General features: G+C 64.4%; 9 protein-coding genes. 4 read left to right on the top strand and 5 right to left on the bottom strand.

The features are described from left to right. The 4 genes from ACR2JI_RS05495 to ACR2JI_RS05480 all read right to left on the bottom strand — a co-directional run. Positions 1–509, bottom strand: a 509-nt coding sequence (locus ACR2JI_RS05495) for an SDR family NAD(P)-dependent oxidoreductase (RefSeq protein WP_526388841.1), incomplete at its 3' end; no start/stop codon positions are given. Positions 510–556: 47 nt separating this feature from the next. Further along, entirely contained in the window at positions 557–934 is a 378-nt protein-coding gene (locus tag ACR2JI_RS05490; protein WP_526388839.1) for a MaoC/PaaZ C-terminal domain-containing protein, read from the bottom strand. Next, on the bottom strand, positions 931–1389 hold the full coding sequence (locus ACR2JI_RS05485; RefSeq protein WP_526388837.1) for a MaoC family dehydratase: 459 nt from the start codon (positions 1387–1389) through the stop codon (positions 931–933). The genes ACR2JI_RS05490 and ACR2JI_RS05485 overlap by 4 nt, the downstream gene beginning before the upstream one ends. Before the next feature lies 1 nt (position 1390). Then, a complete protein-coding gene (locus tag ACR2JI_RS05480) occupies positions 1391–2572 on the bottom strand; it encodes a thiolase family protein (RefSeq protein ID WP_526388835.1) in 1182 nt (393 codons plus the stop codon). Positions 2573–2692: 120 nt separating this feature from the next. Between ACR2JI_RS05480 and ACR2JI_RS05475 the strand changes: the two genes are divergently transcribed. Further along, positions 2693–4234: an acyl-CoA synthetase gene (locus ACR2JI_RS05475; protein WP_526388833.1), complete on the top strand. Its 1542-nt coding sequence runs from the start codon at positions 2693–2695 to the stop codon at positions 4232–4234. Continuing rightward, the gene (locus ACR2JI_RS05470; RefSeq protein ID WP_526388831.1) at positions 4231–5151 is read left to right on the top strand and encodes an alpha/beta hydrolase; all 921 of its coding nucleotides are present in this window, start codon (positions 4231–4233) and stop codon (positions 5149–5151) included. Before ACR2JI_RS05475 ends, ACR2JI_RS05470 begins: the two co-directional genes overlap by 4 nt. Before the next feature lie 9 nt (positions 5152–5160). Here the strand turns inward: ACR2JI_RS05470 and ACR2JI_RS05465 are convergent, their stop codons facing one another. Then, positions 5161–6471 (bottom strand): flavin-containing monooxygenase, encoded by a 1311-nt coding sequence (locus ACR2JI_RS05465; protein ID WP_526388829.1) that lies wholly within the window; start codon positions 6469–6471, stop codon positions 5161–5163. A gap of 90 nt (positions 6472–6561) precedes the next feature. On the opposite strand from ACR2JI_RS05465, the gene ACR2JI_RS05460 reads away from it, so the two are divergent. Together ACR2JI_RS05460 and ACR2JI_RS05455 are read left to right on the top strand one after the other, a co-directional pair. Further along, entirely contained in the window at positions 6562–7152 is a 591-nt protein-coding gene (locus ACR2JI_RS05460; protein WP_526388827.1) for a TetR/AcrR family transcriptional regulator, read from the top strand. A 44-nt stretch (positions 7153–7196) separates the two neighbouring features. Further along, positions 7197–7463, top strand: a 267-nt coding sequence (locus ACR2JI_RS05455; protein WP_526388825.1) for an enoyl-CoA hydratase-related protein, incomplete at its 3' end; no start/stop codon positions are given.

Genomic DNA, 7463 nt, shown 5'->3' with positions numbered 1-7463 from the left:
GCCGCGTAGTTGGCCTGTCCGGCGTTACCGCCCAACCCTGCCATCGAGGAGATGTTGACCACCTTCCGGCACGGAACGGGCTTACCGGCCGCTTTCGCCTCCTTGACCGCCGCGGCGATGACCGGTTGAGCCGCACGCAGGATCCGGAACGGAGCCTTGAGGTGAACATCGAGGATGTCGTCCCACTGCTTGTCCGTCATCTTCTGGACCACTGAATCCCATGTATATCCGGCGTTGTTGACGATGATGTCCAGGCCGCCGAAGTTGTCGACCGCGGCCGCGACGAATTTCTCGGCGAAGCCGTCGGCGGTGACGCTGCCGGCACAGGCGACGGCCTTGCCGCCGGCGGCCTCGATGTCGGCGACCGTCTGCAGAGCGGGCGCCTCGTCGAGGTCGTTGACCACGACGCTCGCGCCGTCACCGGCGAGCTTGAGAGCGATTTCGCGGCCGATGCCGCGGCCCGATCCGGAGACGATGGCGACTTTACCGTCGAGCTTGCCCATGGGCATGTTCCTCTTCTCTTGTTGTATTGGTTTGCAGCTCAGTTGATCTCGACTTAGTTAATCTCCGCGACGGCCTCGCCGGCCAGCGTGACCGTTCCGTCAGGCAGGGTTACAGCCAGCTCGACGGAGGCAAGCCCGTCCTTCATGCCGACCACTTTTCCGGTGCAGGTCGGCTTGGCATACAGCGGTGTGATCGACGCGAAACGGACCCGAAAAGAGCGCAGCCTCTCCTGAGGCATCCAGTCGGTCAGCAGGCGGGCCAGATAGGCCATGGACAGCATGCCCTGGGCGAACACGTCCTCCATACCGGCCGATCGGGCGACATCGATGTCAATATGGATCGGGTTGTGGTCACCGGAGGCGCCGGCGAAAAGGGCCAGGGTTGTGCGGGAGATCTTCGGGATCTCCAACGACGGAATCTGATCGCTCACGAGCCAACTCCCGGGTTGCGCACGACGATGACGTTCGTCGCGCTGGCGATGAGTTCATGACCGCGACTGATGTCCGTCTGCTTGGTCAGCAGTTCCAAGGCGCCGCCCTTTTTCGAGACGACGTCGGTGAACCGCGGTGTCAGCGTGAGCGAGTCCCCCGCACAGGCCATCGAGTGGTAGTCGAATCCCTGCTCTCCGTGCAGAACGAAGCGGAGATCGACACCCAGCGACGCGATGGCTTCGAACATGTCCGTGGTGTCGAGTTCCATGCTGAAGTAGAACGTCGGGGGCACCGGAAGATCGCGGTGGCCCGCCGCCCGGGCCGCAGCCACGTCGGTGTAGATCGGATCGGTCTGGCCGGTGGCCGCAGCGAAGAAACGCAGGCGGCCGCGTTCGACCTCGAAGTGGACAGCGGGGAGTTCGAGCGCCAGAGCCTTCTCGACGTCGATTGCCATCTCAGCTGACCTTCTCGTACAGCGTGACCACGGCGGCGCCGCCCAATCCGATGTTGTGCTGCAGCGCAAGGTTCACATCGTCGACCTGACGGTCGCCGGCCTCACCGCGTAGCTGCCAGGTCAACTCGGCGCACTGCGCCAGCCCTGTGGCACCGAGCGGATGCCCCTTGGAGAGCAGTCCGCCGGAGGGGTTGGTGACCACCCGTCCGCCATACGTGTTGTCGCCGTCGAGGATGAACTTCTCGGCGGTGCCTTCGGGGGTCAAACCCAGCGCCTCATAGGAGAGCAGCTCGTTGGCCGTGAAGCAGTCGTGCAGTTCGACGACCCGGATGTCCCGGGGCGAGACACCGGCGGCTTCGTAGACCTGATCGGCGGCCGCCTTGGCCATTCCGTAGCCGACCAGTCTTGTCATATCCCCGGCGAAACTGGCCTCGGTGTCGGTTGCCATGGCCTGGGCGGAGATCACCACCTCACCACGAAGGCCGTGCTTGGCGGCGAATTCCGGAGTGGTGATCACCGCGGCGGCCGCCCCGCAGGTGGGCGGGCAGCACTGCAGCCGGGTCAGGGGGCCGAAGATCTGCGGGGCGCCCATCACCTGCTCGAGGGTGACCGGGTCACGGAAGACCGCATACGGGTTGGCCGCAGCATGCTTGCGGGCCTTGACCGAGATCGCCGCGAAGGTTTCCGGTGCCGTGCCGTACTTGGCTGCGTACTCGGCACCCGCGCCGCCGAAGTACTGCGCCGCCAACGGGGCTTCGCTGTCCCCGATCGTCCGATGCGCGACAGCGCTGAACCTGTCGAAGGCGCCCGGACGATCCTCCCAGTGCGCTTTGAGCGCACCCCGCTCCATCTGTTCGAAACCAACCGCAAGCACGCAATCGGCCACACCGCTGGCGACGGCCTGGCGCGCCAGCCACAGCGCGGTCGATCCGGTGGAACAGTTGTTATTGACATTGACCACCGGGACACCCGTCATGCCGACGCGGTAGACGACGTTCTGCCCGCTGGTGGAATCGCCGTAGACGTAACCGGCGTACACCTGCTGAATCTGGCTGTAGTCGACTCCGGAGTCATTGAGCGCGGCGCGGATCGCCCCTTCGGCCAGGACGTCGTAGGTGTCGCTCTTGCCCGGTGTCGCGAAGGGAACCATACCCACGCCCGCGACGACCACCCGTTGATCCATTTTTACTCCTGATGTGACCGATGATTCACTTACTGAAGCATATCGCTTGTAATAGTTGCAAGTTATGTGCCACCATTTTGAAAGCGTTCAATCACATAAGCCGAAGGCGGAAAGACCGACATGGAAATCACCCAGGCTCTGCACCGAGCGCTCCAGCAGTGTCCTGACGAGCTCTGGACGATTTTCGGAGATCGGCAGCGGACCGTGGCCGAGTCGGTGTCACGTATCGCCCGGCTGGCCGGTGCGTTCGTCGCCCTCGGGCTCGGCCCCGGCGATCGAGTCGGACTGCTGTCGCTGAACTCCGACCGCTATCTGGAATACCTGATGGCCGTGCCGTGGGCAGGCGGGGCGGTGAACCCGGTCAATATCCGCTGGAGCGCAGCCGAGATCGCCTACTCCCTGGTCGACTGCGACACCCGCGTGCTGCTGGTCGACGATGCCTTCGCCCCGATGGTGCCCGCGATCCGTGAGCAGGCGCCCAATGTGACGACGCTCATCTTCTGCGGCGAGGGGCCGACCCCGGAGGGCGCCTACAACTACGAGCAATTGATCGCCGATAATCCTCCGATCGAGGATCGCCGACGCGGCGGCGAGGATCTTTACGGCGTCTTCTACACCGGGGGCACCACTGGACATCCCAAGGGCGTGATGCTCAGCCACCGCAACATCGTCTACTCGGCGATGAGCGCCCTGGCGACCGCCGAGGTGCAGACCCGCGGTGGCCGCCTGCTACACGCTGCACCGCTGTTCCATCTTGCGGGTATCGGGTTCTGGACTATCGGAACTCTCATCAACACCACCCACGTGGTGGTTCCCAGCTTCACACCCGCCGCCGTCGCCGAGGCCGCGGAAAAACACAGAGTCACCGATGCACTGATGGTGCCGACCATGATCCAGATGCTGATCGACAGCCCACAGGGAGCCACCGCAGACCTGAGCAGCTTCCGCAGAGTCGTCTACGGAGCCTCACCCATCACCGACGACGTCCTGCAGCGCGCTCGCGCGAAACTGTCCGGCGCCAAGTTCGCCCAAGCCTTCGGAATGACTGAACTCTCCCCCATCGCCACCATCCTGCTGCCCGAAGACCATGAGGATCCCACCCTGATCCGCAGCGCCGGACGCGCTGGCGTCGGCGTCGAACTGCGGATCGTCGACACCAACGACAATGAGCTACCTCGCGGTGAGGTAGGCGAGATCATCGTCCGCGGCGACAACGTGATGCAGGGCTACTGGAACAAGCCCGTCGAAACCGACGGCGCCCTGCGCGGCGGCTGGATGCACTCCGGCGACTTGGGCTACATGAACGAACGCGGCTACGTGTTCGTCGTCGACCGGCTCAAGGACATGATCATCACCGGCGGCGAGAACGTGTACTCAGCCGAAGTCGAGAACGCACTGACCAAGCATCCCGCCGTCGCCGCATGTGCCGTCATCGGCGTCGACGATGATCGGTGGGGCGAGCGCGTGCACGCCGTCGTCGTCCTCCAGCCCGGCTCGACGATCGAATTCGACGAACTGCAGGAGTTCTGCCGATCTCACATCGCGAACTACAAGCTGCCCCGCAGTGGTGAGTTCGTCGACGCGCTGCCGCTGTCCGGCGCCGGAAAAATCCTCAAGCGCGAACTGCGTGACCGCATCCAGGCGGCCGGAGGAGACAAGTGAACGATCCGGTCACCGAAGAGATTCAGTTCGACAGCAGCGGCACCCGCTGCGCGGGAGTTCATGTCCGGGGCGAGGGTGAGGCGTTCACCGCACCGGACGGACGGCGGCCCTGCGTGGTCATCGGGCACGGTGCCTGCGGCACGGTGGATTCCGGTCTGCTGCGCTTCGCCGAGGGTTTCGCCCGAGCGGGACTCGACGCGCTGGCCTTCGACTACCGCCATTTCGGAAACAGCGACGGCCGACCCCGCCAGATGCTCTCGCCACGGCGTCAGGTCGCCGACTATCTCGCGGCCGTCCGATATGCGCGTGGCCTGCCCGGTGTGGACCCTGATCGGATCGTGTTGTGGGGGCTGTCGATTTCCGGCGGCCACGTGATCCGAGCCGCAGCCGAAGACGGTCGTGTCGCTGCTGTCATCTCCCAGGTTCCCGCTCTCAACGGTGTCCGATCGGCGATCCACGCCCTGCCCGAAGGGTCCCCGGGCGACACACTTCGACTGTTCGCCTCAGCCCTTCGCGACCGGGTGGGTTCATTTCTCGGCCGGCCGCCGGTGATGGCGCCGTTGATCGCAGGCCGGGGCGAGCCGTCGGTACTCACCAGCGAGTCGGGCCTGGCCGAGATGGAGAAGCTGGCCGGGCCGACATGGCGCAACGAAGTCACCGCACGATTCGCGCTTTCGGCGCTGGCTCTGCAGCATGGGCGATCGGCACCCAAACTGCCGTGCCCGGTACTGGTGCAGGTCGCCCTCGACGACGAATTCCTTCCGGCCGGACCGATGTACACCGCCGCCGCCAGTGCGCCTCACGGCGGCGAGGTGCGCACCTACCCCATGACTCATGTCGGCATGTTCTTCGATCCGACGTTCGACAGCGTCCTGCACGACCAGGTCGATTTCCTGGCCCGTCATTTGAGCGCGTGAACTGATAGGTCAGGCAGCGCGCCTGGCGCGCATCCGGCCTCGCATCCACTCGATCCGCACGGCGCTGATGTAGGTGAACCCGTCGACCTGCATGGTGTGCCGCGGTGTGTCGGCGTAGCGCTTGACCCGTTCGCGTTCGTCGGCGGCGATGCTCTTGCGCATTTCGTCGCGCGAGGGCAGCACGTACTCACCGGTCAGATATGACGCCACCCACTTCGACTGCCACTCGGCCACCGGCATCAGCGCCCAGAGCGTCTGGCACAGTCCGATGAACATCAGGTTCCGGTGTTCGGGGTGAAAGACGTGCTTGTACAGCGGCAGCTTATTGGCCGGGGCTGACACGAACTCGGGATCGAAGAACGGGAAGCTCACCTTGTACCCGGTCGCATAGATGATGAGGTCGAACGGCTCGCGGCTGCCGTCGGTGAAGACGACGTCGTGCCCCTCGAAGTGGTCGATGTTGGGCCGCACCGTGATTGCCCCATGCTGTAACCGATCGAGGAACCGGCTGGAGACCGTCGGGTGCGTGTGACTCAGCGGTGGCGGTTTGGGTAATCCATACTTTTCGGGGCTCCCGTTGATCAGGACGTTGGCACCGGCGACAAGATTGCGGGTCAGCCGGGAACTGAGCAGGGAGGCATAGGGTTTGGAAGCCGGCTTGCCGAGGAAGTACTTCGGAACGATATGTGCGCCGCGCCGGGTGGCGAGGACCGTCTTCGCCGCCACGCTGGAGATCTCGACGGAGATGTCCATCGCACTGTTGCCGATCCCGAGCACGAGAACCCGCTTGCCCCGCGCCACCTCACTGTCGATGTAGGAGTGCGAGTGCATGACCTCCCCGTCGAACTCGCCGGGAAACGACGGCCAGGACGGATCCCAGTGATGGCCGTTGGCGACCATGACGGCGTCGTAGTCGAGGGACTCGCCGGTATCCAGCGAGACGGTGTAACCGCCACCGGCGCGCGGGACCACCGATTCGACGGTGGTTTGGAACCGAATGTGCTGCCGCAGTCCGAAATGGTCGGCGTAGGAGTCGAAGTAGTCCGCGATATGGGTGTGATGCGGGTAGTCCGGGATGTCCTTGGGCATCGGCAGGTCGTTGTAATGCATCAGCTGCCGCGGGGTGTTGATACACAGCGTCTTGTAGGCCGACGACATGCCGTTGGAGTTGCCGAAAACCCAGTTGCCACCGACCCGGTCGGACCGTTCGAAACAGTCGAAGGGAATCCCCTCGTCCTTGAGAGCCTTCACCGCCGGGATGCCGGACGATCCGGCCCCGATGATGCAAGTGCGTGGCAGATCAGCGGTGCGTCGTCCCATGTCGGCAATTTATTCACCGGACCGCTGTCCTGTCAATCGCCATGACCGGTCCGGTCAATCGCAGGTGCCCGGCGATACGATGCCATGGTCATGAAACAGACGCGTCCGCAGCAGCGTGAGTCAACCCGCCGCGCGATCGTCGCGGCGACCCTCACATCATTGGCACGCCGCGGCTACGCCGGGACCACGATCGCCAGTATTGCCGGCGACATCGGACTCTCGCGTGGGGCGATGCTGCACCACTTCCCCACCAAGGTCGAACTCGTCACCGGCGCCATCCGTGATGAACTCAATATCGTCAAGGCTCGCCTGGCTCGCGACATCCCCGGCTTCCTTGCCCAGCCGGATCCGGTTGGCGCAGCCCTCGACCGGCTCTACGAGGAGTTCAGCGGGGTGCTCGCGTCGGCCTCCCTAGCTGCCGAAGTCGCGGCTCGCGGCGATCCTGATCTCGACGACGCATTGACACCGCTGTTCAACGAACTGCGAAGTGATCTCGATCAGTGGGCGCCGCTGGTGCTCAGAGATCAGCCCGTCGATTCCATCCCTCAGATCACTCGGTTCGTCATGGCGGTCCTGCGGGGAATCATGATCGAGGAACCGCTCGACGCAGACGGGCCCCGCAACCTTGAAACCTGGCTCTTCGCTCGCGAATTCATCGTGAAGGCGTTACGCGAAGGATGATAAAGGTGCTTACGGTGCTCAGAGGTGAATGAGAGGAGACAACTGTGTCCGAGGAATTCGACGGCTTCCGGCTGGAAGTGCGGCCCGACGGCGTAGCCGTCGTCACCTTCGACCGGGCGGCGACACTCAACTCGTTCAACGCCACGACCATGTTGGAGTTCGAACGGGAGGTACGTGGGCTGGCCGACCGCAAGGACTGCGGCGCCGTCGTGCTGACCGGTGCCAATGGCGCGTTCACCACCGGTATGGATCTGAGCGGTTCCCCGATGATCGAGGGTGACCCGGTACCGCAGGTGTACGCGGGTATGCGC

The organism is Mycobacterium sp. (assembly GCF_051006775.1).
Classification (GTDB): Bacteria; Actinomycetota; Actinomycetes; order Mycobacteriales; family Mycobacteriaceae; genus Mycobacterium.
Note: the sequence above shows the minus strand (reverse complement) of the source record. Positions and strands in the feature narration are given on the sequence as shown.